Origin of the sequence: Saccharothrix algeriensis, from assembly GCF_016907655.1 — a bacterium.
Lineage (GTDB): Bacteria > Actinomycetota > Actinomycetes > Mycobacteriales > Pseudonocardiaceae > Actinosynnema > Actinosynnema algeriense.
This window is the reverse complement of the sequence record NZ_JAFBCL010000001.1, coordinates 854,818-879,796: the sequence shown is the minus strand read 5'-3', so window position 1 is coordinate 879,796 and position 24,979 is coordinate 854,818. Positions and strand designations below refer to the sequence as shown.

Here is a 24,979-nt window from a genome sequence, read left to right as displayed (position 1 = left end):
CCGTCACCCGCGGTCACCGCTGCCGGGCTGTGCGGCGCACCGGGGCGGGCCACCGGTTTTCCCGGCGCCCCGGCCTGGTTGCCCGCCGGCCGCCGGGGTACCCGCAGGACCGGACGAGAGGGCTGATGATGAAGACATCGACCAAAGCCGCGGTGTGGGTGGGCGCCGGCGCCGCGGTGGCGATCGGCGGGCGCGCCGTCGTGGGCAGGAAGGCGTCCGACCGGGATGACCGCTGGCTGGCGGTGACGGTGAACTGCTCGCCGGAGCAGGTCCACGAGCTGCCGGAGCCCCTGGCGCGGTTGCGCGCGGACGTCGAGATCAGGATCCGGCCCGCCACCGGGGACAAGGGCACCGAGGTGCTGGCCCGGCCGATCGGCGACGTGTCGCGCGCCGACCTGCGGACCGCCCTGCGGCAGGCGAAGTCCCTGATCGAGACCGGGTCGGTGCTGCGGCCGGACCCGCCCGCGACCCACCCCGGCCCGGCCGGGCGGGTGCTGCGGCTGGTGACGCGCCGGGCGAAGGGGGAGGGCAGGCTGTGAAAGCGCTGTGCTGGGAAGGCGTCAACGACCTGAAGGTCCAGCAGGTCCCCGACCCGCGGATCCTCAACGACCAGGACCTGATCCTGAAGGTGGGGCTGAGCACGTCGTGCGGCTCGGACCTGCACCTGATCACCGGGCACATCCCGTTCATGCAGGCCGGTGACGTCATCGGCCACGAGTTCATGGGCGAGGTGGTCGAGGTCGGTCCGGGCGTGACGAAGCACCGGCCGGGCGACCGCGTGGTGGTGTGCTCGTTCATCGGCTGCGGCTCGTGCTGGTACTGCAAGCACGACCTGTGGTCGTTGTGTGACAACACCAACACCAACCCGGGGATCACCCAGGCGCTCTGGGGAGCCGACCCGGGCGGGATCTTCGGCTACTCGCACGCGATGGGCGGGTTCAAGGGCAGCCACGCCGAGTACGTGCGGGTGCCGTTCGCCGACCACACCGCGATCGCGATCCCGGGCGGGGTCGACGACCTGAGCGCCCTGTTCGTCTCCGACTCGGTGCCCACCGGCTGGATGGGCGCGGACCTGGGCGGGGTCGCGCCCGGCGACGTGGTGGCGGTGTGGGGCTGCGGCGCGGTGGGGCAGATGGCCGCCCGCGCGGCGCAGCTGCTGGGCGCGGAGCGGGTGGTGGTGATCGACCGCTTCGACTACCGGCTGGAGCAGGCCGAGCGGGTGTTCGGGGTCGAGACGCTCAACTACGGGCGCACCGACGTCGGCGCGGCGCTGCGGGAGATGACCGGCGGCCGGGGCCCGGACGTGTGCATCGAGGCGGTCGGCTGCGAGGCGCACAGCTACGGCCCCCAGCACGTCTACGACCAGGTCAAGAGCAAGCTGAAGCTGGAGACCGACCGCCCCATCGCCGTGCGCGACGCGATCCACGCCTGCCGCAAGGGCGGCACGGTGTTCGTGCTCGGCGTGTTCAGCGGGTTCGTGGACAAGTTCCCGCTCGGCGCGGTGATCAACAAGGGCCTGACGCTGCGCGGGGCGCAGCAGCACGGGCAGCGCTACATCCCGATGCTGCTGGACCGCATCGCCGCCGGCGAGATCACCACCACCCACCTGGCCACCCACGTGATGCCGCTGGAGGAGGCGCCGCGCGGGTACGAGATCTTCAAGACCAAGGAGGACGACTGCACCCGGTCGGTCTTCCGCCCTTGAGCGCTCCCCTGAGCCCTTCTCTGCGCGCTCCTTTGCGCGCTCCTCTGAGCGCCCGGAGCCACGGGGCCCGCGCGACCCCGGCCCGGCCCGCCAGAGCGGGCCGGGCCGGGGTCGTCACGCGGCGGGGGTGATGACGAACCCGCTCTCCACGAGGGCGGGCATGCGGCGCAGCGAGATGGTCAGGTCCTGGTCGGGCACCTCGTAGTCCGCACCCGCCAGGCGGGTGGCGAGGGTCTCCAGCAGGCCGATCGTCGCGGTCTCGCCGGGGCAGCGGTGGCCGGTGGCGGGGTCGCCGCCGCCCTGGGGGATCAGGTCGAAGGCGCTGATCGGCCGGTCCAGGAAGCGCTGCGGCCGGAACGCGTAGGGGTCGCCCCACAGCCCGGCGTCGTGGTTCTGGCCGTAGACGTCCAGCAGCACCAGCGAGCCGGCCGGGACGGGCACGCCGCGCCAGGACAGGTCGCGCACCGCCCGGCCGCCCAGGAACGGCGCGAACGGGTAGAACCGGCGGATCTCGTGCACGAACGCGGTGGCGAACGCCGGGTCGCCGGAGGCCAGCGGTGCGCGGTGCCCCTCCCACCGGTGCAGCGCGTGCGCGGCGAACGCGACGAACCAGGCGACCGCGACGGTCGGGCGCACGAAGTTCAGCAGCTCGACCGCGGCCAGGCGCGGCTCGAGCAGCTCGCCGCCGTCCTCGCGGTGGTGGGCGGCCCGGTCGAGCGCCGAGCGCGGCGGCGCCACCGCCCGGCCGTCGCGCACGTCCTCGACCAGGCCCGCCAGCCACGCCTCCCGCCGGCCGCGGGCGCGGCGGGCGCGCCAGTGCCGCGGACCGGGGGTGGCGAAGCCGTCCACCATGGCGGTGAGGTCGGCGGCGAGGCCGGCCACCTCGCCGTCCTCCAGCGGCACGCCGGCCCACCGGCAGACCGCCCTGGTCAGGACGCGGGCGGCCGCGTCGAACAGCACCACGTCCCGGCCGGGCCGCCAGGAGGCGACCGCGTCGTCCCAGGCCCGCGCCGCGTGCCCGGTCAGGTCGGCGACGCCGTCGGGTGTCAGCACCGACAGGAACAGCCCCTTGCGGCGGCGGTGGTCCGCCCCGTCGAGGGTGTGCACGGCGTGGTGGCCGAACAGCGTGCTCTGCACCGGCCCGGGGATGGCCGTGCGGCGCTGGACGTGGTCCTCGTCGTAGAAGAAGCGCGTCGCCTCCGGCCCGCAGACGCCCACCGCCCGCTGACCCATGACCCGCGTCAGCGCGACACCGTCCGGTGCGTCGCGCCGCAGGCCGGGCAGCCAGCTGTAGCCGTGGGCGAGCAGGCCGAGCGAGTCGTCCAGCAGTGGTGTGCGCATGTGTCTGAGTGCCCGGCGGCCGGTCCGGGAAACCCGGCCATTCCAGCTGCCCGGGAACGCCGGGCCGGTGCCGCCCGATCGGGTCGCGCGGGGAACCCGTCCTCGGGACACCGGGCGCACCGGGCCGCGGGTCCGGGCGCCCGGTCAGCCGCGCGGGCCGGAGGTCGTGGCGACGCCGCTGCCGGCGCGGGGCGGGCGGGCGCGGACCTGCCGGTAGGCGTTGACGGTGTCGGCGGTGGTGCGGGCCAGGGTGTACCGGGCGTGGACGCGGTCGGCGGCGGCCGCGCCGTAGGCTTCGCGCCGGGTGGTGTCGGCCAGCAGGGCGCGCAGCTCCCGGGTCAGGGCCGCGGTGTCGCCCGAGGGGACGAGCAGCCCGGTGGCGCCGTGCACCACCAGGTCCGGCAGGACGCCGGCGGTGGTGGCCACGACCGGGACGCCGCAGGCCATGGCCTCCAGCGCGAGCAGGCCCAGCGGCTGGTGGCGCGCCGGGCAGACCACGACGTCGGCCGAGCGCAGCAGGGCGGGCATCGCGGCGCGCGGGACGCGGCCGAGCAGGTGCACCCGGTCGTGCGCCCCCGCGCGCCGGGCGGCCTCGGCCAGCGCCCGCGCCGCCGGGTCGTGGTCCGGCGCGTCGCCGGCGGGGCCGCCCACGACGACCAGCTCGGTGTCCGGCAGCGCGCCCAGCGCGGCGACCAGGCGCCCCAGGCCGTCGTGGTCCACCAGGCGGCCGGCGGCCAGCAGGCGGTGGCGCGCGGTGCGGGGCGCGGCGGGCCCGTCGGGGTTGAACAGGTCGGTGTCCACCCCGTAGGGCACGGCCAGCAGGTCGGCGCGGTGCAGCCCGGCGTCGACCAGCCGCCCGGTCTGGAACGGGCCGGCCGTCAGCACCCCCGCCACCCGGCAGCCCACCGCCCGCGCCATCCCGGAGCCCGCCGCGCGCCGCCGCACCGCCTCGCCCCCGCCGGGGTGGGCGCCGTGCGGGCTGACCAGCACCGGGACCGGCGTGGCGGCCGCGGCGGCCAACGCCACCAGGGCCGAGGTCCACCCGTGGGCGTGCACCACGTCCGGGGGCCGGCCCGCCCACCGGTCCCGCAGGTGCTCCACCACGTCGGCCAGGTCCGGCGCCGGCGTGCCCGGTCGCGGGCCCTGCACGGGCACCTCGGCCCCGCTCACCCACAGGTCGACCTGGGTGGGGTCGGGCATCGCGGCGCGGTGGCCGGTGACGGGCAGGCGCACCACGCGGAAGCCCGGTGGGACCTCCGCCACCGAGTGCTCCCCGTCGCGGGCCAGGGTGTGGACCTCCACGTCGTGCCCGGCGGCGGCCAGCGCCGGGCACAGGTCGCCCAGGTGCCCGCACAGCCCTCCCGCCTCGCCGTCGCCCGGCGCGGCCAGCGGGTCGGCGCTCAGCGACACCATCGAAATCCGCACCGGAACCTCCCGCGCCCGTCCACCTGCTGCGCACGAGAGCCGGCGCACCACCTCCACGTCTACAACCCCGGCCGGTGTCCCGCATCCCGACGCCACCGCCGTGCAGCCCGGTCGGGTGTGCGGCCGGAGCCGGTCCGGGGACCCGGACCTCACCGAAAACTAAACTTGTCAGTACAAGAGAAGTTGTCATAGGCTGGCCGCGCCGACGACGAACGGAGACCGACATGTCCTTCCAGGCTTACCTCGACGCCATCGAGAACAAGACCGGCAAGACCCCGGCCGAGCTGCTGGCCGAGGCCGCCGAGCGCGGCTACGGCGCGACCACCAAGGCGGGCGTGGTCCTCGACTGGCTCAAGGCCGACTACGGCCTGGGGCGCGGTCACGGCATGGCGCTCCACCACGTGCTCAAGAACGGCGTCGAGATCAGCGACAAGCACGTCGGCAGCACCGGAACCCACCGGGACGCGTCCACGACGCTGCGCGTGGACGGCCTGGCCAACCGCTGACGGCCGCCCCGGCGCCGGGGCGCTCCGCCGCCGGGCGCCGCCCTCGCGAGCGGGCCGACCCCGCGGTCCCGGGCCCGAGCGGTGGCGGGTGATCGGCAGCCCGCCACCGCCCGCTGGTCCCGGCACGCCTCCACGTTGTGCGAACCGCCTCCCGGGCGGCCGGCGGCCGGTCGGCCACCGGACCCGGGGCGTCCATCATCCCCGAGCGCGGGCCGGCCGGCGGCAATCGCAAGGAGACCGCAAGGAGATTGCGCACTACTGAGCCCGGTCTTCCACAACAGTGTTGCGTGAGAAGCCGCGCGGGAGCCGGCGTCGCCGCCCGGGTGCGGCCGGCGGCCGCCACCGCGCGGGCCGGCACGTACCCGTCATGGAAGTCGACCCCTCCTGCTGTGACAGCCATCCCCGGTGGTCAGCACCGCTCCACGCTGCTCCTGATCTGTGACGACTGCGGCCGCGCGTTCGACGGCGCGGAACCCGTGCAGGGCTGGCGACGGCTGTGGGAGCGGGCGACGGCCGCGGGGTGGCGGGGGTTCGACCGGTGGCTCGGCCCGCACCGGTGCGCCGAGTGCGAGGGGTGAGCCCGCGAGGTCCACTCCGGACCGCGCGTGCGGTGACCGATCGCGTGCGGTGACCGATCGCGTGCGGTGGTCGGCCGGCGGCGCGGTCGTGCCGGGCCGGCGCATCGCAAGGCAGGCGTCAGGTTCGACGGCGTCGGGCGGTGCCATGATCGAGTCGGTCCGCGCGGCGGTGCGCGGCCGTTCGCGGTCCGCTGGAGGGGGTGCGGTGATGTCCGGAGGAGCACGGTCGGCCGGGTTGCGCCGCCGCGTCGCGGCGCGGCTCGCGCCCGTGGCTGAGGCGGCGGCCTCGTTCGGGCCGGCGGTGAGCTTCCTGGCCGGCCTGTGGCTGGTCATGGCGCCGTTCGCGCTGGGCTACGACACCATCGAGGTGGATTTCGGCGCACACTGGAACTCCGTGCTCGTCGGGTTCGCGGTGGCCGTGTGCTCCCTGGTGCACGTCATGGCGGTGCGGGAGACGCCGTGGCTGGGCGTGGCCCTGCTGGTGATGGGGACCTGGCTGGTCGTCGCGCCGCCCACCGGGGGGTTGCCGGAAGCGGGGCGCATGGCCCTCAACGACGTGGTCACCGGCGGTGTGGTCGTGGTCGCGTCGCTGGGCGCGGTCGTCAGGGCGGCGGCCGAGTGGCGGAGCGGGGTCGGCCGCCGCTCCGGCGTGCGCGTCCCGGGGTGATCGGCGGGGCCGGGTGGCGCACCGGCCCAGGGCGGCCGTGCCGGGTTCCCGCCTGCTCTCGCCCCGACCTTGCCGACAGTCGGCAAGCAACACCGCCACCGATCCGCCGGGCGACGGCGTTGTCCGGCGGGATCCCGCGCGGCAGCATCGGTGCCACGTCGACACCGCGGTGTCGCGGGGGACCGGCCGGAGGGGCGGCCACGTCGGGGGGCGGGTGCGACCGGTCGGTCCCCCGACCAGGGTGGCGCGTCGAGGACCGCGCCCTGCCGGGCGTCCACCGGCCCGGCGGGCGGCGGCCCGGCGGGCGTGGATTCGGGGGAGGCGCTGTGGGAGGGCGATGGCCGGGCATCGCGTTGGCGGGGCTGCTGGTCCTCCTGTCGTCGGTGGTGGTGGTCGTGACGGTGGTGGCGCCGACGCCCGGGAGCGGCACGCGCACGTTCGAGCGCTTCGTCCGCCAGCGCCCGAGCCGCCCGGAGGTCCTTCCGCTGCCCTGCCTCCGGTTGGTGGGAGTCGAGCCCGCGCCCGAGCGCCGAGCCGCGGGGCGACCGGGGCGCGGCGGCGGTGCCGCCCGTCGCCCGGTGGTTCGCGGTCAGTGGTCCCCGCTCAGTGGTTCGCGGTCAGCTCGCCGGTGAGCTTGCGGTGCAGGCGGGCGCTGTGGGGGTTGAGCCCGGTGATCTCGACGGTCTTGCCGCGCCTGGCGTACTTGGTCTCGATCGCGTCCAGCGCGGCGACCGAGGAGGCGTCCCAGACGTGCGCCGCGCTCAGGTCGACGATGACGCGGGGCGGGTCGCCGGCGTAGTCGAACCGGCCGACGAGGTCGTTGGAGGAGGCGAAGAACAGCTCGCCGGTGACCCGGTAGACCACGGTCCCCCCGTCGGGGTCGGTGACCGCGGTGACCTCGGCGAGGTGGGCGACGCGCTTGGCGAAGACGACCATCGCGGCGACCGAGCCGACGACGACGCCGATCGCGAGGTTGTGGGTGATCACCACGCAGGCGACCGTGGTCGCCATGACGGCGATCTCGCCCAGCGGCAGCCGGCGCAGGGTCGCCGGCGCGACGGAGTGCCAGTCGAAGGTCGCGAACGAGACCATGACCATGACCGCGACGAGGGCGGCCATCGGGATGTCGGACACGACCGGTCCGAAGGCGATGCACAGCACCATCAGGAACACCCCGGCCAGGAAGGTCGACAGGCGGGTGCGGGCGCCGGAGACCTTCACGTTGATCATCGTCTGGCCGATCATCGCGCAGCCGCCCATGCCGCCGAAGAACCCGGTGACGATGTTGGCCACGCCCTGGCCGACGGACTCGCGCGTCTTGTCGGAGTGGGTGTCGGTGATGTCGTCGACCAGCTTGGCGGTCATCAGCGACTCCATCAGCCCCACCAGCGCCATGGCGAAGGCGTAGGGGGCGATGGTGGTCAGGGTGTCCAGGGTGAGCGGGACGTCCGGCAGGCCCGGCACGGGCAGCGACGAGGGCAGCGAGCCCTTGTCGCCGACGGTCGGCACGGCGATGCCCGCGCCGATCGTGATGAGGGTCAGCGCGAGGATCGAGACCAGCGGGGCGGGCACCGCGGTGGTGACCTTCGGGAAGAGCACCATCAGCGCCAGGCCGCCGAGCACGAGCGGGTAGACCGCCCAGGGGACGTCGCGCAGCTCCGGCACCTGGGCCAGGAAGATCAGGATCGCCAGGGAGTTGACGAAGCCCACCATCACCGAGCGGGGGATGAAGCGCATCAGCCGGGCCACGCCGAGCGCGCCCAGCACGACCTGGAACACGCCCGCGAGGATGACCGCGGCGACGAGGTGGCCCAGTCCGTGTTCGTGGTTGAGCGGTGCGATGACCAGGGCTACCGCCCCGGTGGCGGCGGAGATCATGGCGCGGCGACCGCCGACCACGGAGATCACCACGGCCATGGTGAACGAGGCGAACAGGCCCACGGCGGGGTCGACACCGGCGATGATGGAGAACGAGATCGCCTCGGGGATCAGCGCCAGCGCGACGACGAGGCCGGCCAGGACCTCGGTGCGCCAGACCCGGGGATCGCGCAGCCAGTCGGGTGTCAGGGCGCGCAGGCGTCCGGGCGCGGGCGAAGGGGTGGGGAAGGGCACGGGAACAGGCACCTGTCGTGCTCGGGCGCGCACCCGGCGGGGCGCGCGGTGGGACGCGGCGGCACCGGGTCGGCGCCCCGCGAGGAGGGCCCGTGCGGGACGGGCCGGCAGGGGGAGGGCAGGGGAGGGCAGGGCGGCGCCCCGGACTCCTAGGGCGCGGGCGTCACGGCGGACAGGCCGCGGCGCCGGGCGTCATGGGTTCGGGCACGCTCGTCTCCTGCGCGATTCGACTCTCGACCGGAGGCGGCACCGACCCCGACACGACGGCGGGCGGCCGCCATCGCCGCGGGGAACTCTACCCTGACGTTAGGGTAGTTTCGTGCGGGGTGTGTCGGACGTCCCGCGGGGCGGCGGGACGAGGGCGCGGGAAGTGGACGACGACCACATGCAGATCGGCGAGGTCGCCGCGCGCACCGGGCTGTCCCTGCGCACGATCCGCCACTACGAGGAGACCGGCCTGGTCGTGCCCTCGGCGCGCTCCCGCGGCGGCTTCCGCCTCTACACCGAGGCCGACGTCGCCCGCCTCATGGTGATCCGCCGGATGAAACCGCTGGGCTTCAGCCTGGACCAGATGCGCGACCTGCTGGCGGCCACCGACCGCCTCGACGGCGGCGGCGACCTCGACCCCGGTGAGCGCGCGGCCCTGCTGGAGCGCGTGCGCCGCTACGAACGCGCCGCCGTCGAGCAGATCGACAGGCTGCGCGTCCAGCTGGCCCGCGCCGAGGACTTCGCCGCCACCCTGCGCGCCCACCTGGCGTGAGCGCCCGGCCGCTCAGTCGAGCATGTCGGGGTGCTTGGCCAGCGCCACCTGGTAGAGCATCTCGAAGCTGACGCGGGCCTTGGCGGGGCTGCCGAACTGCCGGGCCGCCAGCGCGGCGCCCTCCGGCGGGATCCGGGCCGGGGTGCCGGCCGCCTCGGCCAGCAGCTGGATCCGGCAGCACCGGTCGAGCACGACGAACCACCACGCGGCCTCCTCGACCGAGCCGCCCACCGTGATGTTGCCGTGGTGCATGAGGGTGACCGCGCGGCGGTGGCCCAGGCCCTTGACGACCGCCTCGGCCTCGGAGTCCTCGGTGATCAGCCCGCCGTAGTCGGAGACGACCGCGTGGTTGTCCAGGAACGCGCAGGCTTCCTGGACGATCGGCGCGACCGGCCGGCCGAGCGTGGACCACGCCCGGCCGTGCACGGTGTGCGCGTGCGCCGCCGCGACGACGTCGGGCCGCGCCCGGTGGATGGCGTGGTGGATGGCGAACGCCGCCTTGTTGACCCGGTGCCGCCCGGCCACGACCCGGCCGTCGGCGTCGAGCCGCACCAGGTCGGACCGGCGCACCAGGGAGAAGTGCACGCCGTAGGGGTTGACCCAGAACGACTCGGGGTCCTCCGGGTCGCGCACGGTGATGTGGCCGGCGACCCCCTCGTCGAACCCGAGGTCGGAGAAGGTGCGCACCGCCGCGACGAGCCTGCTCGTGCGGTGCTCGCGCTCCTCCTCGACCGTCAGCCGGCGGGTGTCGGTCGAGTAGGTCACCGAGTCGACCAGCGAGCTCCCCGGAGCGTCGGTGGTGTCGGTCATGCTGGATTCCCCCATCGCGCGTCGACGTCGTGCGGTGCGATCCCGTTCCGGCTCCCGGTCCGCGGATCACCTCAGCGTCGCACCCCGGCGCCGGGCTCCCGCTCGGCGCCGGGGAAATTCACCCGTCCGCCTGCGCCACCCCGCAGGGGCGCGGCCCCTCGTCGTGAGAACTTTTCATGTTATGCACTATTGCTTCAGTGCGGGCAGAAATTCACCCGACCGCCGCCGCGACCACCGGGTCACCCACCCGGTCAAGGCGACCGCGACCGCCACGAGGGCGACACCGGCCAGGACGTCCAGGACGTAGTGGTGCCCGGTGACGAGGACGACGAACGCGGTGGCCGAGGGGAACAGCCAGGCCGCGTGGGCGGCCCGTGGAGCGCGGTCGCGCAGGGCGGACCACACGGCGTAGGCGCACCAGGTCGTCCAGGCGACGTGCATGCTCGGCATGGCCGCCAACAGGTTCACGCCGGGACGGGGAACGCGGGACTGGGCGCTGTGGAGGATGTCGTGGGTGGCCATGTAGTCGACGATGCCGGGTTGGGCGAAGCGCGGCGGGGCCTCCGGGTAGAGCCACACGAGCGGCAGGTCGAGGAGCATCGTCACGACCAGTGCGGTCCGCAGGTGGCCGTAGTGCGTCCGCCGGGCGAGGCGGAGCCAGATCAGGACGGCCGGCACGGCCAGGACGCTGAGGCGGTAGAAGTAGCCGGTCGAGTGGATCGCGGCGGGGTGGGCGAGCACCGCGTTGTTGAGCGGGTGCTCGATCGCGATGTGGAGGAGTTGCTCCAGGCGCTGGACCCTCAAGGCGTTGTCGGTCGCCGCGGGTTCGCCGCGGTCGACTGCCGCTCGGGCGAGGCCGAACGCGATGTAGCCGGCGATCAGCAGCGGAACTTCGAGGTACCACGCGGGCTGTTCGGGTCGGGAGGGTAAGGGCGGCACGCGCCGTGACGGTACGCCGGTTGCGCGAGCGGGTGCCTGCGGGAGGCTCGGTGGAGCGTTGCCCTGCGGTTGCGCGGGTTGCGGGTTCACGCCGAACGCGGTGTTGATCGTGTGGTCGTCGCCGGACCGGGGCCGGGGACCGGGCACCTGGGGGCGCTTTTCGGGAGGATTCCTCGCTTTGTATTCGACCGTTGCCTCCGCACGCTCGGCGGTGTGCGGGTCAAAGGGGTGTGAAGGGTTGGTAGATCTTCTTTTTATTCGATCGGCGGGCGTTATAAAATTAGTGTAAATATCGTCGCCGGCGGCTCGACGGGAATGTGCGGCGGTTCCACCATTCTCGTGCGCGTTCGACGGCGTCCCGGCAGGGCTGCGCATTCCGGAGTCCCGGTGCGGTGCCCGGCCGGGCCGACGCGAGGGTCGGGAGTGGTCGGGGTTCGGTGAGCGGGCCCGAGGCGGGGCGCCGCGTGCGAGGAGGCGTGATGGAGGCCGGTCGGATCGTCGTCGGCATGGACAACTCGGCGGCCAGTGCCGCGGCCTTGGAGTGGGCGGTGGGGCACACGCGGGCCGGTGGGGTCGTGGTGGCGGTCTCGGTGTGCGGGATCCGGACGCCCAACGGCGGCGCGGACGTCTTCCACGCGATCCGCTCGCGCAGGGTGCATGACGCCGTCACGCGGGTGCGGCTGGGCGGGGGCGTGCACGTGGAGGAGTCGGTGCTCGACGGCGAACCCGGCCCGGCGCTGGTGGAGCTGGCGGGGGGAGCCGACGGCCTGGTGCTCGGCCGGCACGGGTACAGCCGGGGCGGGGTCACCGTCCTCGGGTCGGTGATCAGGCACTGCCTGGAGCACGCGCTGTGCCCGGTCGTCGTGGTGCCGGCGGAAGGCCGACGAGCGGCCTGACCGCCGCTCACGGCGTCCCGGGCGGCGATGGTGAGCCGCACCGCCGTTCGCTGCGCTCCGCGCCGTCCGGTGCGCCGATGGGGCGCTCCACGCCTCGGCGCGCGTGATCAGGTCGGAGCCGGCGACCGGGGCCGGGACGCCACCCATGGCCACCGGGAATGCGTCGTCGCCGGTGAAGGCGGATCGCGGGGGCTCGCGCAGCCCTCGCGATCCGAAGGAGAAATGGCCGTGCACGACACCGACCACGCCCCGAGCGGATCCGACCGGCGCGGGCGGCGCGGTGAGGGCGTCGCCGGTCGCGGCCCGCGCCGGGGGCTCGTAGGGTTCCCGCCGGCCGGTTCGCGCGGCGGGGAAGCCCTCTTCCGCCGAGCCCTTCGCCGGCTCGGCCGCGTCGCCGCGGCGGGCTCAGTCGACGGGCGGGTACTGGGACTGCTTGAGCAAGCGCGCCAGGTGGGCGGCGTTGCTCGCGAGCTTCTTGTTGGTCGCGGCGACCGGGTCCGGGGTCTGCTCCAGCTCGATGTAGTCCTTGGGGTTCATCGCCTCGGAGTTCCAGTACGTCCCGCCACTGGCGGGGATGGTGAAGCCGATGTCGTCGAGCGCCTGGAAGCAGTCGGCGATGATCTTGTGCGCGCCGTCCTCGTTGCCCACCACCGCCACCACCGCGACCTTGCCGTACATCGACGGGCGGCCCTGGTCGTCGGTCTCGGACAGCTCCGCGTCCAACCGCTCCATGACCCGCTGGGCGACGCTGGAGGGGTGTCCCACCCAGGTCGGGGTGGACAGCAGCAGGATGTCCGCGGCCAGGATCCGCTCCCGGATGCGCGGCCACTGGTCGCCCTCGCCCATGTCGGTCTGCACCCCGGGGCGCACGTCGAAGTCCACCACCCGGATGACGTCGCCCTCCACGCCGTGCGCGGCGAGCTCGTCCAGCACCTGCCGGGCGATCCTGTCGCTGCTCGACGGCGCGGGCGAGGGCTTGAGCGTGCAGGTCAACGCGAGTGCGGTCAGCGAAGAAGTCATACGGTGGTGCTACCCCCGTCGCGCGGCTCCAACCCACGGCCAGGCGCACCGACCACCTATGGTGTGCAACGCCCGCGCAGCTCGGCGCAATCCCTGTGTTTCGGCACCTCCGGCCGGGTGTCGGACCGGTATGGAGGACATCGACGGGGCCGGACCCGAGGAGGAAGCCGTGCGCGCCGGCCTGGCGAAGCCGGCCACCGAGCAGGAGGAGGGCCTCGCTGCCTGGGGACGAGCCGACCGGCGATCTCGAGGAGCGCGACGATCGGGGCGACGCGGCCGACGCGTGACGAAGGCGGTCGCCATCACCCGTTCGAGAGGCAGAGAGGGCACGCGGGGTTCAGGCGCCCGTCGACGCGGCGCGGGGTGTTCCACGCCTTCCCGGTCCGGGCCGTCGGGCCTGCCCGGTTCCCCGTCGACTTCACGGGGCGACGTCGTGCGGAAGTCCTTTCGGGTGTCGGTGACGCCGGGTGCCACCGCGGAGGTGCCGGGCGCGTTCGGGGTCTCCGGGACGGAGGCCGGCGCCGCGGTCCACCCCGGGTCGGCGACGACCCCGGGTGGACCGACGGGCCCTGCTCGACAGCCGCACCCTCGACACCGACAACGCGACCTGCGCGCACAACGTCCGCCGAACCCCGCCCCGCGGCGGAACGGGTCGCCGAGGCCGGCCCGCCCGGCCATCACTCCGAGGTGAACAGCAGCACGGCGTTGTGGCCGCCGAACCCGAACGAGTTGCTCAGCGCCACCGAGGTCCGGCGGTCGCGGGCGGCGCCGGTCACCAGGTCCAGGGCCATCCCGGGATCCCCCTCGACGAAGTTGGCGGTCGGCGGCAGCCGCCCCTCGCGCAGCGCCAGCACGCAGTAGACCGCTTCGATGGCGCCGGCGGCGCCCAGCGGGTGCCCGATGACGCCCTTGGTCGAGCTGACCGCCGCCCCACCGCCGAGGACGCGGTGCACGACCGCGGCCTCGACGGCGTCGTTGAGCCGCGTCGACGTGCCGTGCGCGTTGACGTAGCCGACCTCGCGGGCGTCGACCCCGGCGTCGCGCAGCGCCGCGCGCATCGCCTGCTCCGCGCCCGTGCCCTCGGGGTCGGGCGCGGTGATGTGGTGCGCGTCGCACGTGGCGCCGTGGCCGCGGACCGAACCGAGGACCCGTGCGCCGCGCCCGGCGGCGTGCCGCTCGGTCTCCAGCACCAGCACCCCCGCGCCTTCGCCGAGCACGAACCCGTCGCGTTCCCGGTCGAACGGCCGGGAGGCGGTCGACGGGTCGGGCCGCCCGCGCGAGAGCGCCCGCATCCGGTGGAACGCGCCGATGTACAGCGGGGTCACCGCGGCGTCGGCCGCACCGGCGATCACCACGTCCACCGTGCCGGTGCGCAGCAGGTCCCGCCCCACGCCGATGGCGGTGGCGCCCGACGCGCACGCGGTGGACACCGACAGGCTCGGCCCGCGCGCCCCGAACTCCATCGCCACCCGGGCCGCCGCCACGTTCGACAGGGCCATCGGCAGGGTCGCCGCCGAGACCCGGTGCGCCCCCCGGTCCAGCAGGCGGGCCTGCTGCTCCTCCGCGGTCGCCGTGCCCGCCGCGGCGGTGCCGAGGACGACCGCCACGCGCGCGGCGTCCCACGAGCCGGTGTCGAGCCGGGAGTCGGCCACGGCCTCGCGGGCGGCCAGCAGGGCGAGCTGGGCGTAGCGGTCCGTGCCGCGGGCCCGTTGCGCGCCGAACGCCCGTGCGGCGTCGAAGGCCGGCACGCGGCAGGCGACGTCGACGGGCAGCCCCGCCAGGTCGGGGTGCGCCGCGGCGACGGGGTCGCCGCGCACGACCGCGGCCCAGTTGTCGGCGACCCCGTGCCCGGCGGGGCTGACCACGCCCAGCCCCGTGACGACGGCGGCGAACCCGCTCCTCATCCGGTAGCCCCCTTGGCGCGCAGCAGCGCGACCACCTCGGTGAGCGTCCGCAGCCGGGCGAACTCGTCGTCGGCGATGTCGACGCCGAAGTCGTCGCCGAGCACTTCGCCCAGCTCCACCCGGGCCAGCGAGTCGAGGTCCAGCTGTTCCCAGGAGGCGTCCTCGCGCAGGGCGTCCGGGGCGACGTCGAAGTCGCCCACGAGGATCTCGCCGATTCGCTGGAAGATGGTGTTCACGGCGCAACTCGCTTCCACGAGGGGGTCGGTCGGACGGGGTGCCGCTGCCGAGCGGGGGGTCGTGCCCCGGGCGGGGCCCGCAGTGCGCTCACGTGTCCTCCCGGGGCGCGTCGGCGCGGTCGCGGGGGAGCGGACCGGCCTCCTCCGGCCAGCACGGGACCCGGTCGAACGGGTAGGCGACCAGCGGGACGCGGCGCGGCCTCCGGTCGTGCGGCCACAGCGCGGCCCAGTCGACCACCGCACCGCCCAGCCACCGCTCCGCCATGGCCGCCTCGCCCGCGGCCAGCCCCACGTCGACCAGGCGGCGCCGGTCGGCGTCGTCCGGGCGGAAGACCAGCGGGTGCGGCTCACCGCGGGCGAGCGCCCCGACGGCGTCGCCGAACTCCCGCGGGCCGGAGGCCGCCACCACCGCGCGCCGCGCCAGGCCGGCCCGACCGGTCTGCAGCGTCCACACCGCGGCCGGGAAGTCGGGCGGCGGCGGGGCGGAGGGGGGCGCGCCGGTGAGCAGGTCGGCCAGGCCCGCGGCCAGGCGGGCGAGGCTGTTGGCGGTGCGGGCGCTCACCGGGACCGGCCACCGCCCGGGACGCCGCCGGCCGGCGCCGGGCAGCACGGGGGCCTCCTCCAGCACGACGTGCGCGTTGGCGCCGCCCACCCCCAGCGCCGTGACGCCCACCCGCCGCGGCGCCCCGTCCGGCCAGGGCACGGCTGCCGAAGCGATCTCCACCGGGTGGCGGTCGGCGGGGATGTCCGGGTGCAGCGCCGAGATCCCCGGCGTCGGCGGGATCACCCGGTGCCGCAGGACCTGCACGGCCCTGGCCAGACCGGCGGCCCCCGCCGCCCCTTCGAGGTGGCCGATGCCGCCCTTCGCCGACCCCATCCACAGCTTGCCGCCGGGACCGGCCGCCGCGGGCGGCCCCGGCCGGGAGCGCAGCAGCTCCAGCACCGCGCGGACCTCGATCGGGTCGCCCTTGCCCGTGCCCGCCGCGTGCGACTCGACGTAGCCCAGCTCGGCCGGCTCCCAGCCGGCCTGGGCCAGCGCGCGGCCCAGCAGCTCGACCTGCGAGCCGGGGTCGGAGCGGGTCAGGGTGCCGCGCCGGCCGTCGTGGTTGAGCGCGCAGCCGCGGATCACCGCGAGCACCGGGTCGCCGTCCGACACGGCGTCGGCCAGCAGCTTGAGCACGAAGCAGAACACGCCCTCGCCGCGGACGTACCCGTCGGCGTCGGCGCTGAAGCACCGGGCCGAACCGGTGGGGGACAACGCGCCGAAGCGCTGCATGACGGCCTGCATGTGGCCGTGCAGCAGGACGTTGGCGCTGCCGACGAGCGCCGTCCCGAACTCGCCGGCGCGCAGGCCGGACACCGCCTGGGTGACGGCGGTCAACCCGCCCGCGCAGGCCGCGTCCACCGTGACGCTGGGCCCGCGCAGGTCGAACTGGTGGGAGACCCGGTTGGCGGTGAACGCGGACAGCAGGCCGATGGCGCTGTAGCGGTCCACGACGTGCAGGCCGGCCATCCGGTCGCGCATGTCGGCGCCGGTCGTGGCGACGAAGACCCCGACGTCCCGTCCGGCGAGGGTGGCCGGCGCGATGCCCGCCGACTCCAGCGCGTGCCACGCGGACTCCAGCACGAGGCGCTGCTGCGGGTCCAGCCAGGCCGCCATGCGGGGGGTGATCCCGAACAGGCCCGGCTCGAACTCGCCCACGTCGGGCAGCAGGGACACCACGGGGTCGGCGACGCCCGCGAGGTCGGGGCGGTAGCCCAGCAGCCGGTCGGCGGGTGCGGGGCGACCGGTGCGGGCGCCGCTCACCAGCAGGCGCCAGAACGCCTCGGCGTCGTCCGCGCCGGGCACCCGCGCGGCCATGCCCACGACGGCCACCGGCGCCGCTCCCGCGGCGCTCATCGCCGCCGCTTCGCGGTCGCGGCGGCCCGGCCGGGCGGTGGCGGCGCGGCGCTCGGGGCGACGCCGGGGTCCTGCCGCGGCGCCCGCGCCGGGGCCCGGCTCGGCCCCGGCCGGTGGAACCGGGGGTCCGGGTGCCGCCGCACCACCCGCGGCACGGCTCCGCGCCGGCGCACGGGGTGGCGCGACCGGGTGGTCGGCGTCGCCGCGGTGCCGGCGGTGTGCGGTCGCGCCGCGGGGTCGGCGACGACCGGGGCGCCCGGCGGGCGGAGGGGGGACGCCGCGAGCACGTCGGTGAAGCGCCGGGCAGCCGCCCGCGTGCGGCTGCTGTGGAAGGCGCCGGCGACCGGCAGCCGCCGCGCGTCCACCGCGCGCGGGGGCCGCGCCGGCTCCTCCGCCGCGGCGACCCCGTCGCGGGAAGCGGCCGGGACGGCCGGGACGGGCGTGTCGAGGCCGGCCGGTTCGACCCCCTCCGGGCCGGCCGGGGCGAAGGGGTCGCGCAGGGCGTCCCCGCTTGGAGCCCGGACGGCGGTCACCGCGCCGCCGGGCGACGCCGCGGTGGTGCCCGCCCGGCGGCGCACCGGGTCGAGGTCGTCGGCGAAGCCGGACGCGCCGGCCCCCGGCGCGTCGTGCCCACCGGGGCTGTGGCCGAGCACGACGTCGGGGGCCGAGCCCCCCTCGCGGGCGGCCCGCCGCGCCGGCGCGTCCACCACGTGCGCGGCGGGCCGGGCGCGGCGGGTGCGCGCGAGCCGCCGCCCGTCGGCCCGCACCTCGCGCAGGACCGGGCCGGGGCGCTGCGAGGCGAGGCCGGCGAACCGGTCGAGCAGGTCGAGCCCCGGGCCCGCCCCGGGCGAACCCCGGCCGGGGAAGGGCAGCCCGACGGTCACCGCCGGGCCCCGGTCGGTCGCGGCCCGCGGTGAGGGCGGGGGAGGCGCCGGTCCGGCGGCCGGGGCGCCGCACCGCCGGACCACCCCGGCGACGTGCTCATCGGTCCACCGTGCGCAGCACGCCGTAGCTCCTCTCGGCGAGGGCGGCGACGTCGGCGAGCGCGCGCGACGCCAGGTGCGGCCCCAGTTCCAGGTCCATCGCCGCGTCCGAGGCGAGCAAGCACTTGCGGCTCAGCTCCTGCTTGAGCAGTTCCAGGCCGGCGCGGGGCGTGCGGGCGATGGTCAGCGCCATGTCCCGGGCGTGCGCCGGCACGTCGTCGTGCGCGACCACGGCCACCCCGCAGCCGCGCCGCTTGAGCTCGGCGCCCCGGTAGCCGCGGGCCGTCAGCAGCATCTCCGTGCCCAGGGCCTCGCCCATCCGGGCCGGGACGACGTAGGTGGCGCCGACGTACGGGGCCACGCCGTACTGCAGGAAGTTGGCCGCGTAGTAGGACCGCTCGCTCAGCACCGCCACGTCGGCGTACAGGCCCAGCACCAACCCGCCGCCCAGGGCGTGGCCCTGCATCTCGGCCACCACGGGCACCGGGCTGGTGGCGAACACCCGCGCGAAGCGCCGGTACTCCGGCAGCGGCAGCCCGTCGGCGATGCCCACCAGGGTGTCCTTGGTGGCGCCCGCGCAGAACACCGAGGGCAGCCCGGCGGCCACGACGACGCGCGTCCCGGGTGCGGCGGTGGCGGCGTCCACCGCGGCGACCAGGTCGTCCAGCCACTCGCGGCGGAAGGTGTTGCCGTGCGCGCGGTCGGCGAACCGCACCGTCGCCAGCGGCGCGCCGAACTGCACGGAGATGGCGCCGAACTCCCGGTCACCGGTCACAGCAGACCTTCCTCCACCAGCGCGCGGATGCGCGCGGAGACCTTCGGGTCGTCGATGCGGGCGCCGAACACGCGTTCGGCGAGCAGCCCGTAGCGGTTGTCGACGGGGAACAGCACCCGGTGCACGTCCTTGAGGTCGCCGAGCGTGTCGCGGTCGGACCGGCGCACGGCGGCCAGCACCCGGCGCAGCGCCTGCCGGGGCGCGTCGTCGACCACGTCGACCAGGCCGCAGCGCTGCGCGTCGGCGGCGGTGAGCCGCTCGGCGAGGAGCGCCAGCCGCAGGGCCCGGTGCTCGCCCACGCGGCGCGCGACCCACGGCATGACGATCGTCGGCAGCATCCCGAAGCACACCTCGGTGAGCCGGAAGGTCACGGGGGGCGCGGCGATCACCACGTCGCACGCGGCGGCCAGCCCGACACCGCCGCCCGCGGCCCAGCCCTCGACCAGGGCGACGGCGGGCAGCCTGCTGCCCGAGATCCGGCGCAGCAGCTCCCAGAAGCCGGTGCTGAGCCCCCGGAACCGCTCGGCGTCGAGCTGCGCGAGGTGGCTGCCCGCGCAGAACGCCTCGCCGGTCGCGGCGAACACGACGAGCCGGCAGTCCGGGTCGGCCTCCGCGCGGTCCAGGACCCCGTGCAGCGCCGCGACGAGTTCGGGGGTCAGGGCGTTGCGCGTGCCCTCGCCGACCAGCTCGACCAGCAGGTGCCCCGGCTTGCGGGTCGCCCGCACCGCGCCGCCGGTCCTCACGGCGCGTCCCGGCCGCACCAGCGGTAGGTCCGCCGGTGGTCGTCGATGGAGTCGAGCATGAGCAGCGGGCCGGCTCGTCGCGCGCCGGCGATGAGGTCGGCGTGCGCGTCGATCCCGGCGTCGACGGTCCTGGCGCCCAGGACCGTGCTGCCGGCGCGGTCCAGCACGGCGTCGTAGCGGTCGACGGGGATCGGGACGCGTGCGGCGAGGGCGTCGTCGAGCTGCCCGGCGAACGGGGCCAGCGCGGTGTCGCCGGCCGCGGTGAGGCCGACGAACTCCGAGGAGCAGCCGCCCCCGTAGGAGTAGAGGCCGAGCTCGTGGCCGGTCGGCGTCGAGTGGTGGCGCAGGGAGCTGGCCGCGGCCATCAGCGCGCACCCCGAGTAGATGTTGCCGACCTCGCGCGGCACCAGCACCGACGCCTCCACCCTGCGCCGGAAGTCGTCGTCGGCCTCGTCGCGGCCAAGGCCGGCCAGGCGCCGGGCGGCGGTGCGGTGCGCGCCCCGCACCATGCCGGGGAACGGCGTGTGCATCGCCAGGGCCCCGAACGAGGAGCGGAAGTCGGAACCCTCCTTCCGCGCGTAGTCCGAGTAGGACTCCAGGAGGCAGTCCACGTAGGACATGATCGACAGGTCGACGTCGATCACGTCCACGTCCGCGGCGGGGCGGGCGAAGTCGGTGTTGGCGAAGCTGTGGCTGCCGTGCCTGCCGGGGTGCCAGGCGGCCAGGCGCGGTTCGCCGAGCAGGACGGCGATCGCGCCCGCTCCCTGGCTGGGCTCGGCGTAGCTGTGGCGCGCGGGCCGGGGGAGGTCACCGGCGATGACGAGCGCCTTGCCGCGCCGCCGCGGGTCCGCCGCGAGGGTGGCGGCGACGACCTGCAGCGCCGCCACCCCGCCGTGGCACGCCTGCTTGACCTCGAACAGCCGGCACGTCCGGGGCAGGTCGAGGAAGCCGTGCGCGAAGGCGGCGGCCGACTTCGCCAGGTCGACGCCGCTCTCCGTGGCGACGACCAGGGTCTCGACCTCGGCGCGCCCCTCCTCGCCCAGCCGCTCCAGCACCGGGCGGGCCGCGTTGACCGCGTAGGAGACGACGTCCTCGCACGGCAGGGCGACGCTCTTGCGCCGCATCATCAGGTTCGGCAGGCGGGAGCGGTCCAGGCCGCGCGCGGCGAACAGGTCGGCGACCTCGACGCTCGCGGTGCCGAAGTAGGCCCCGATGTCCTCGACGCCGACCCCGACCCCGACGCCGTCGGCAGCGGTCACGGCGCGACCCCCGCGCGCAGCAACTCGGTCAGCTCGCCGAGGTTCGCCGCCCGGCCGAGGCCGTGCAGCGGCGCGTCGACGCCCAGCGCCTCCACCGCGGCGACCACGACGTCCACCCGGTCCAGGGAGTCCACCCCCAGCTCGGCCATGCTCGCGCCCGGCACGACGGCCACCGGGTCGAGGTCCGGTGCGACGGCCAGCACCTGCTCCTTGAGGACGGCGAACACCTCGTCCCGGGTCGGCGCCGCCATCAGGGCACCCGCGTGGCCGTGCGGTCCAGGTGCTCCGCCAGCTCCGTCACGCTGGGGTGGGCGTAGAGCGTGTCCAGCGAGATGTCGCCGCTGAACCCGGCGCGCAGCGCGGTGACGAACTCCACGGCCAGGATGGAGTCCAGGCCGATGTCCACGAACGGCAGCGAGCGGTCGACCTGCTCGGGTTCCAGCAGCAGCACCGAGGCCAGCACGGCGACGATTTCGTCCTGCGTGCCGGCGCCGGTCGGTCGGGTGGTCACGGGGTGGCCTCCTGGTCGGTGTCGGTCCTCCGCCCGCCCGGTGAGCGGGCCGGGTCGGCGTCGGGGGCGGTGGGGTCCGGTCGGCGGGCGCCGCGGCGCAGCACCAGGCGTGCGTCGAGGTGACCGGAGAAGGCGTTGGACCGGGCGCCGGTGGTCGGACCGGCGGGCACGAGCCGGGCGTCCAGCCGCACCAGGGTTTCCAGCAGCGCGGCCACCTGCGCCCTGGCCGGCGCCGCGCCGAGGCAGCGGTGCGGCCCGTGCCCGAAGGCGAGATCGGCGCGCCCCGCCCGCCGGGGGTCGAACGTGCCGGGGTCGGGGTGCAGCGCCGGGTCGCGGCACACCGAGGCGAGCATGACGCGCACCACGTCACCCCGGCGGACCTGCCTGCCCCCGAGGCGCACGTCCCGAGCGGCGGTGCGGCCCACCATCGTCGTCGGGGCCGTCCAGCGCAGCGCCTCGTCGACGAAGCCGGGCAGCAGGGCCGGGTCCTCGCGCAGCCGGTCGTGCCAGTCCGGCCGGTGGGCGAGCACCACGGCGACACCGGTCAGCACCAGGCGCGGTGCCTCGGTGCCGCCCACGACGACGCCGATCAGGTTGGACAGCACGTCCCGCCGGGACAGCGAGCCGCTGCGGCGGGCGCGTTCCAGCGCGCCGATGACGTCGTCCGCGTCGGCGCCGCGGCGCTCCGCCACGGCCTCGTCGAGCACCTGCGCCGCACGGGCGAACGCGCCACCGGCAGCGGCCCGGTCGCCGCGCACGCCCTCGACCGGGCCGGTGTCGCCGAGGACGCCCGCGACCTGCTCGTCCACCCGGGCGGCGTGCTCGGCCCGGAGCCCCACGAGGTCCGCCACCGCGGCCATGGCCGCGGGCCGGGCGACGTCGGAGCCGAAGTCGAACGCTCCGCCGTCGAGCCGCGGCGCCAGCAACCGCTCGAACAGCGCGGCCGGCCCGGGGCGGCGCGACTCGACGGCCTGGCGGGTGAACAGCCCCGCCACGGCGGCGCGCACCGTGGCGCGCCGCGCGCCGTCGGAGGCGATGAGGATGCTGCCGCGTAGCGGGTCGGGGTTGTGCGGCCCGTTCCACGGGAACACGCCCAGGCCGGAGACGAAGGTCCTGTCGTCGGCCAGGACCTCCCGCGCCTGCTCGGCGCGGAACACGCCCCAGAAGTCGTGCCCGAGCGCGGGCGAGGACAACCGGTGCACCGGCGCCGCAGCGCGCAACCCCTCCAGCACCGCGTGGGGGTGGCCGTTCGCGTACAGCGCGGCGTCACCGAAATCCACGGCGGAGCGGTCGCATTCGTCGCAGCAGTCCGGCGGCATCGGTGGCGTTCCTCCCGGGTGGAATGGCGAGAATGCGCTCCGCGAGTGGCGCAGCGCGGGCCGGCAGTCGGATCGTATTTCGCCGCGGTGTCGCGGCCAAGCAATCGTTCCGCGCGTCGGAACACCCGGCCCTCTTCCCGGTGGGGCGGAAGACGCGGCGATTCCGACGGGCCCGCCCCCGTCCGCGGTCCAGGCGAGTGCGAATGGTTCCGCTGCGCGGAACGGCAACTGCGCCGGAGCGGTGAACGGGCCCTGGCGCGCAGGGTGACCAGGGATTTGTCCGACCGTGTGGTCGAAAACCGCACTGGTCACCCACAGGGTCCAATGCGTCGGGGCGCATTCCTCCGCCAGCGGCACGCTGTGCCTTCCGCGGCCCGGCGGACGTCCCTCCGCAACCCTTCCGCGGTGCCCCGGACGTCAGTGGCGACAAAATTCCCGAACGGACTCCGCTGCTCGGCTGTTCGAGTGCACCTCTCCCGCCGAATTGCACCGCGTCGATCGCGGGTGGTTGCCTGGGTGAGGTCCCGCTTTCGAACCGGAGGTAGTCATGGGCAGGAAATTCACCGCCGAGTTGACCGGGAGCATCACCGCGACCCGGGTGCTGCCGGCGGAGGACGGCCGGGCCAACGTCGAGTACTCCTACGCGGGCGGGGGCACGTTCGACGGCCGGGAGGTCACCGACGTGATCACCTACGTGTCCAGGGCGCAGGAGGGCGGGTTCCTGCTGGGCTCGGCCCACAGCGTCGTGACCGCCGCCGACGGCGGCGACGTCGCCACCTGCCAGGGCACGGCGGTGGGGCGCCCCGACGGCGGCGGGATCAAGTGGAAGTGCTCGGTCACGGTCCGCAGTACCTCGCCCGCTTTCAAGCACCTCGACGGGACGATCGCCACGGCGACGTTCACCATCGACGCGGGCGGCAAGGTGGTGCAGCACTACCAGGGCATGGAGTAGGGCTGCGCCCGAGCCCGCCCGGAACCGTCCTCCGTGGACGCTACCGGCCGACGGGGGCCGGGCGCGGTGCCGCGGATCGCGCCGCGGTCGGGACGGGCAGCTCGGGTGATTCGGCGGGCGCGCAGCGGGCGCCGTCGGCCGGTGGGTCCAGGGTGATCAGGTAGCGGTCGGCCGCGTCGCGCACGCAGTCCGTCCGGATGTAGGAACCGTGGCCCCAGCCCTCGTAGGTGAGCAGCACGGTGGCGCCCCGGGTCCGGCGGTGCAGGGACCTGGCCCAGTCGTAGCCGGTCGACGGGTCGTGCAGGTTGTTCAGCAGCAGGATCTTCGGCGCGTCGTCGAGCCGCGGCCGGTGCTGCGGGTTGGTCGCGTCGGGCAGGCCGACGCAGCTGTGCGCGACCTGGTGGCCGAGGAAGGCGCGGGACATGTGCGGCGCGAGCTGGTCGGCGCGGCGCAGCAGGCTCGTGTACTCGCGCAGCGAGCGCGGCCGGATCTGCCAGTCCTGGCAGAACGCCGCCGGGAACGGGAAGGCCACCGCCTCCTCCTGCTGCGCCGGGGCGGCCCGGACCGCCGCCGGCGCGGTGCGCGCGAGCGCGAGCAGCCACTCCGCCAGTTGGGTCCAGCTCGGGTCGTAGAAGGACAGCAGGGCGTAGTCGACGATCCGGCTCGCCGGCACCGGCCGGGTGGGGTCGCCGGGCTCGGTGACCTCGCCGCGGTCGGCACGGGCGATCAGGTCGTCCCAGAACGCGCCGACGTCCCGGCCGTGCAGCGCGCAGGACGGCGTGGCGCCGCACCACTTCGCGAACTCGCGGAACGAGTCCTCGGCGGCCCTCGCCGTGCCCTCGTTGAAGCTCCACGCGTCCAGGCCGTGGTCGAGGTTGGAGTCGTTGACCATGGCGCGCAGGTTGCGCCCGTGTCGCTCGGCGTACTGCTGCCCGACCAGCGTGCCGTAGGACAGGCCGTAGTAGCTGATCCTCCGCTCGCCCAGCGCCCGGCGGATCGCGTCCACGTCCTCGGCCACCGCCGCCGAGTCGACGTGGTCGAAGATCGGGCCGCTGCGCGCGCGGCAGTCGGCGGCGAGGTCGCGGTTGTGGCGGCCCAGCGCCTGGAAACCGGCCTGCGTCGTGGGGCGGGTCGACGGGCCGCGGGCGATCAGGTCGGCGGAGCAGGTGATCGGCGCGCTGCGCCCGACGCCGCGCGGGTCGAAGCCGACGACGTCGAACCGGGCCAGGAGCCGCGGGCTGAACCACTGGGGCGCGGCGAAGGCGAACTCGACACCGGACGGCCCGGGACCGCCGGGGTGGATCACCAGGCTGCCGACGCGCCGGGCCGGGTCCGTCGCCCTGCGCCTGGCCAGGGCGAGGTCGAACGCCTCACCGCGCGGCCTGGCCCAGTCGACCGGCAGCCGCAGCGTGCCGCACTCGACCTCGGGCAGTTCGGGGCACGGGGCCCAGTCGACGGCGGCGGGCCGGAAGTCCTCCTGCGGCGCGCCGGAGGCCACCGCCGCCGCTCCCGGGACCACCGCCCCCGCGACGAGGGCGAGCACCGCCCCCAGACCGCCCAGTGCCCTGGCCGTCGATCCCACAGGTCGCCTCCGGAATTCCATCACCCGATCAGGTCAACGCAGTGTTCAGGAGCGCG

At 75.8% G+C, this 24,979-nt stretch carries 25 protein-coding genes; 8 read left to right on the top strand and 17 right to left on the bottom strand.

Going from position 1 to position 24,979, the window contains the following annotated elements:
- The first annotated feature begins 125 nt into the window (after positions 1-125).
- A complete protein-coding gene (locus JOE68_RS03625) occupies positions 126-539 on the top strand; it encodes a hypothetical protein (protein ID WP_239562114.1) in 414 nt (137 codons plus the stop codon).
- On the top strand, positions 536-1,705 hold the full coding sequence (locus JOE68_RS03620) for a zinc-dependent alcohol dehydrogenase (protein WP_204840930.1): 1,170 nt from the start codon (positions 536-538) through the stop codon (positions 1,703-1,705). The genes JOE68_RS03625 and JOE68_RS03620 overlap by 4 nt, the downstream gene beginning before the upstream one ends.
- A gap of 114 nt (positions 1,706-1,819) precedes the next feature.
- Here the strand turns inward: JOE68_RS03620 and JOE68_RS03615 are convergent, their stop codons facing one another.
- Together JOE68_RS03615 and JOE68_RS03610 are read right to left on the bottom strand one after the other, a co-directional pair.
- Positions 1,820-3,046, bottom strand: a complete 1,227-nt coding sequence (locus JOE68_RS03615) for a cytochrome P450 (protein ID WP_204840929.1) — start codon at positions 3,044-3,046, stop codon at positions 1,820-1,822.
- A gap of 144 nt (positions 3,047-3,190) precedes the next feature.
- Positions 3,191-4,471: a glycosyltransferase gene (locus tag JOE68_RS03610; protein WP_204840928.1), complete on the bottom strand. Its 1,281-nt coding sequence runs from the start codon at positions 4,469-4,471 to the stop codon at positions 3,191-3,193.
- 224 nt (positions 4,472-4,695) lie between these two features.
- On the opposite strand from JOE68_RS03610, the gene JOE68_RS03605 reads away from it, so the two are divergent.
- The 3 genes from JOE68_RS03605 to JOE68_RS03595 all read left to right on the top strand — a co-directional run bounded on the left by JOE68_RS03605 (position 4,696) and on the right by JOE68_RS03595 (position 6,222).
- On the top strand, positions 4,696-4,977 hold the full coding sequence (locus JOE68_RS03605) for a DUF4287 domain-containing protein (protein WP_204840927.1): 282 nt from the start codon (positions 4,696-4,698) through the stop codon (positions 4,975-4,977).
- A 389-nt stretch (positions 4,978-5,366) separates the two neighbouring features.
- Positions 5,367-5,555, top strand: coding sequence for a hypothetical protein (locus JOE68_RS03600; protein WP_204840926.1), 189 nt, complete (start codon positions 5,367-5,369; stop codon positions 5,553-5,555).
- A gap of 208 nt (positions 5,556-5,763) precedes the next feature.
- Entirely contained in the window at positions 5,764-6,222 is a 459-nt protein-coding gene (locus JOE68_RS03595) for an SPW repeat domain-containing protein (RefSeq protein ID WP_204840925.1), read from the top strand.
- A gap of 603 nt (positions 6,223-6,825) precedes the next feature.
- On the opposite strand, the gene JOE68_RS03590 is transcribed toward JOE68_RS03595, so the two are convergent.
- On the bottom strand, positions 6,826-8,334 hold the full coding sequence (locus JOE68_RS03590) for a SulP family inorganic anion transporter (protein WP_372443266.1): 1,509 nt from the start codon (positions 8,332-8,334) through the stop codon (positions 6,826-6,828).
- 385 nt (positions 8,335-8,719) lie between these two features.
- Here JOE68_RS03590 and JOE68_RS03585 point away from each other — a divergent pair, with 385 nt between their 5' ends.
- Complete coding sequence (locus tag JOE68_RS03585) at positions 8,720-9,094, top strand: MerR family transcriptional regulator (protein ID WP_204845893.1); 375 nt, start codon at positions 8,720-8,722, stop codon at positions 9,092-9,094.
- Positions 9,095-9,106: 12 nt separating this feature from the next.
- Here JOE68_RS03585 and JOE68_RS03580 read toward each other — a convergent pair whose 3' ends face one another.
- Both JOE68_RS03580 and JOE68_RS03575 read right to left on the bottom strand, forming a co-directional pair.
- Positions 9,107-9,904, bottom strand: coding sequence for a class II aldolase/adducin family protein (locus JOE68_RS03580; RefSeq protein ID WP_204840924.1), 798 nt, complete (start codon positions 9,902-9,904; stop codon positions 9,107-9,109).
- 186 nt (positions 9,905-10,090) lie between these two features.
- Positions 10,091-10,843 carry a phosphatase PAP2 family protein gene (locus JOE68_RS03575; RefSeq protein ID WP_204840923.1) on the bottom strand — a complete coding sequence of 251 codons (753 nt, stop codon included), beginning with the start codon at positions 10,841-10,843 and terminating at the stop codon, positions 10,091-10,093.
- Between the two features lie 479 nt (positions 10,844-11,322).
- Here JOE68_RS03575 and JOE68_RS03570 point away from each other — a divergent pair, with 479 nt between their 5' ends.
- Positions 11,323-11,739 (top strand): universal stress protein, encoded by a 417-nt coding sequence (locus JOE68_RS03570; protein ID WP_204840922.1) that lies wholly within the window; start codon positions 11,323-11,325, stop codon positions 11,737-11,739.
- Positions 11,740-12,144: 405 nt separating this feature from the next.
- On the opposite strand, the gene JOE68_RS03565 is transcribed toward JOE68_RS03570, so the two are convergent.
- The 11 genes from JOE68_RS03565 to JOE68_RS32115 form a co-directional block, all read right to left on the bottom strand.
- The gene (locus tag JOE68_RS03565; RefSeq protein ID WP_204840921.1) at positions 12,145-12,759 is read right to left on the bottom strand and encodes a flavodoxin family protein; all 615 of its coding nucleotides are present in this window, start codon (positions 12,757-12,759) and stop codon (positions 12,145-12,147) included.
- 677 nt (positions 12,760-13,436) lie between these two features.
- A complete protein-coding gene (locus JOE68_RS03560) occupies positions 13,437-14,663 on the bottom strand; it encodes a beta-ketoacyl-[acyl-carrier-protein] synthase family protein (RefSeq protein WP_204840920.1) in 1,227 nt (408 codons plus the stop codon).
- Positions 14,660-14,899: an acyl carrier protein gene (locus JOE68_RS03555; protein ID WP_204840919.1), complete on the bottom strand. Its 240-nt coding sequence runs from the start codon at positions 14,897-14,899 to the stop codon at positions 14,660-14,662. Before JOE68_RS03555 ends, JOE68_RS03560 begins: the two co-directional genes overlap by 4 nt.
- 88 nt (positions 14,900-14,987) lie before the next feature.
- Positions 14,988-16,799 carry a beta-ketoacyl [acyl carrier protein] synthase domain-containing protein gene (locus JOE68_RS03550; protein ID WP_204840918.1) on the bottom strand — a complete coding sequence of 604 codons (1,812 nt, stop codon included), beginning with the start codon at positions 16,797-16,799 and terminating at the stop codon, positions 14,988-14,990.
- Entirely contained in the window at positions 16,796-17,683 is an 888-nt protein-coding gene (locus tag JOE68_RS03545; protein WP_204840917.1) for an ACP S-malonyltransferase, read from the bottom strand. The genes JOE68_RS03550 and JOE68_RS03545 overlap by 4 nt, the downstream gene beginning before the upstream one ends.
- 97 nt (positions 17,684-17,780) lie before the next feature.
- Positions 17,781-18,557, bottom strand: a complete 777-nt coding sequence (locus tag JOE68_RS03540; RefSeq protein WP_204840916.1) for a polyketide synthase — start codon at positions 18,555-18,557, stop codon at positions 17,781-17,783.
- Positions 18,554-19,300, bottom strand: coding sequence for an enoyl-CoA hydratase/isomerase family protein (locus JOE68_RS03535; RefSeq protein WP_204840915.1), 747 nt, complete (start codon positions 19,298-19,300; stop codon positions 18,554-18,556). Before JOE68_RS03535 ends, JOE68_RS03540 begins: the two co-directional genes overlap by 4 nt.
- Positions 19,297-20,559: a hydroxymethylglutaryl-CoA synthase family protein gene (locus JOE68_RS32125; RefSeq protein WP_204840914.1), complete on the bottom strand. Its 1,263-nt coding sequence runs from the start codon at positions 20,557-20,559 to the stop codon at positions 19,297-19,299. Before JOE68_RS32125 ends, JOE68_RS03535 begins: the two co-directional genes overlap by 4 nt.
- A complete protein-coding gene (locus tag JOE68_RS03525; protein WP_204840913.1) occupies positions 20,556-20,810 on the bottom strand; it encodes a phosphopantetheine-binding protein in 255 nt (84 codons plus the stop codon). Before JOE68_RS03525 ends, JOE68_RS32125 begins: the two co-directional genes overlap by 4 nt.
- Positions 20,810-21,070, bottom strand: a complete 261-nt coding sequence (locus tag JOE68_RS32120) for an acyl carrier protein (RefSeq protein WP_204840912.1) — start codon at positions 21,068-21,070, stop codon at positions 20,810-20,812. Before JOE68_RS32120 ends, JOE68_RS03525 begins: the two co-directional genes overlap by 1 nt.
- The gene (locus JOE68_RS32115) at positions 21,067-22,350 is read right to left on the bottom strand and encodes a cytochrome P450 (RefSeq protein WP_204840911.1); all 1,284 of its coding nucleotides are present in this window, start codon (positions 22,348-22,350) and stop codon (positions 21,067-21,069) included. Before JOE68_RS32115 ends, JOE68_RS32120 begins: the two co-directional genes overlap by 4 nt.
- A gap of 586 nt (positions 22,351-22,936) precedes the next feature.
- Here JOE68_RS32115 and JOE68_RS03510 point away from each other — a divergent pair.
- Complete coding sequence (locus tag JOE68_RS03510; RefSeq protein ID WP_204840910.1) at positions 22,937-23,341, top strand: hypothetical protein; 405 nt, start codon at positions 22,937-22,939, stop codon at positions 23,339-23,341.
- Positions 23,342-23,381: 40 nt separating this feature from the next.
- Here the strand turns inward: JOE68_RS03510 and JOE68_RS03505 are convergent, their stop codons facing one another.
- Positions 23,382-24,923: an alpha/beta hydrolase gene (locus tag JOE68_RS03505; RefSeq protein ID WP_204840909.1), complete on the bottom strand. Its 1,542-nt coding sequence runs from the start codon at positions 24,921-24,923 to the stop codon at positions 23,382-23,384.
- Positions 24,924-24,979: the final 56 nt, after the last annotated feature.